Origin of the sequence: Corallococcus sp. CA049B, assembly GCF_003611685.1 — a bacterium.
Lineage (GTDB): Bacteria > Myxococcota > Myxococcia > Myxococcales > Myxococcaceae > Corallococcus > Corallococcus coralloides.
On record NZ_RAWC01000443.1, the window covers coordinates 1 to 1,527 of the forward strand.

A 1,527-nucleotide genomic window follows, 5' to 3' on the forward strand; every position below is an offset into this window, starting at 1 on the left:
GGCCGCCCCTCTTCCGTCCAGCCCTGAACGCAGCGCGGGAGGCCGGGGCGCGATGCTGGTGGGCATTGGCATCCTGGCGTCGCGCTTGATGGGGCTGGTGCGCGAGCGGGTCTTCGCGCACTACCTGGGCAACGCGGAGGCCGCCGCCGTCTTCAAGGCCGCGCTGCGCATCCCCAACTTCCTCCAGAACCTCTTTGGTGAAGGCGTGCTGTCGGGCTCCTTCATCCCCGTCTATGCCCAGCTGCTGGGCAAGAAGGACGCGGACGAGGCGGACCGGGTCGCGGGCGCGGTGTTCGGCCTGCTGGCCATGGCCACCGCCGTGATGGTGGCGCTGGGCATGCTGGCCACTCCGCTGTTCGTGGACCTCATCGCGCCGGGCTTCGAGGGCGGCGAGCGCGACCTGGCCGTGCGGCTGGTGCGCATCCTCTTCCCGGGCACGGGCTTCCTGGTGCTGAGCGCGTGGTGCCTGGGCATCCTCAACAGCCACCGGCGCTTCCTGCTGTCCTACCTGGCGCCCGTGGTGTGGAACGTCGTCATCATCGCCACGCTGCTGGTGGTGGGCAGCCTGCAGGGCACGTCCGGGGGGCGCGCCGCGGAAGAGGCCGTGACGGAGTGGCTGGCCTATGGCGTGGTGCTGGGCAGCTTCCTCCAGTTCGCGGTGCAGGTGCCCACGGTGATGCGGCTGCTGGGCCACTTCCGCCCGGTGGTGTCGCTGGCCAGCGCGTCCGTGCGCCAGGTGCTGAAGAACTTCGGCCCGGTGGTGCTGGGGCGCGGCGTGGTGCAGTTCAGCGCGTGGGTGGACACCGCCTTCGCGTCGCTCATCTCCAACCGCGCGCTGTCGTCGCTCCTCTACGCGCAGACCATCTACCTCATCCCGGTGAGCCTCTTCGGCATGGCGGTGTCCGCCGCGGAGCTGCCGGAGATGGCGCGCGCCACGGCGGAAGGGGATGCCCAGGCGCACGCGAAGCTGCGAAGCCGCATCGACTCGGGCTCGCGCCGCATCGCCTTCTGGGTGGTGCCCTCCGCCGTCGCCCTCTTCTTCCTGGGAGACCTGGTGAGCGGCGCGCTGCTGCAGACGGGCCGCTTCGGCGCCTCGGACTCGCGCTACCTCTGGTACCTGCTGATGGGCGCGGCGGTGGGCCTGGTGGCGTCCACCGTGGGACGGCTCTACGCCTCCGCCTTCTACGCGCTGAAGGATCCGAAGACGCCCCTGCGCTACGCCATCGTGCGCGTGTCCCTGGGGACGGTGAAGGCCTGGTTCCTGGCGCTGTGGCTGCCGGAGCGGCTGGGCCTGCCCCGGGAGCTGGGCGCGGCGTTCCTCACCCTGTCCAGCGGCATCGTCGCCTGGGTGGAGAGCACGCTCCTGCGCCGCAAGCTGCGCTCCATCGTCGGGCCCGTGGGCCTGCCTTCGGGCCTGCTGCCCCGGCTCTACGGCGCGGCGGTGGTGGGCGGGCTCGTGGCCCTGGCCGTCAAACAGGGGCTCACCGGCCTCCTGGGCCCCATGCCCGGGGTGGGGGCGGAGTGGGG

At 72.0% G+C, this 1,527-nt stretch carries 1 protein-coding gene; it reads left to right on the top strand.

Going from position 1 to position 1,527, the window contains the following annotated elements; all coding sequences use genetic code 11:
- Positions 1-52: 52 nt before the first annotated feature.
- Positions 53-1,527 (top strand): murein biosynthesis integral membrane protein MurJ (gene murJ, locus D7W82_RS39585; protein ID WP_120623175.1); only part of this gene is annotated, 1,475 nt, incomplete at its 3' end.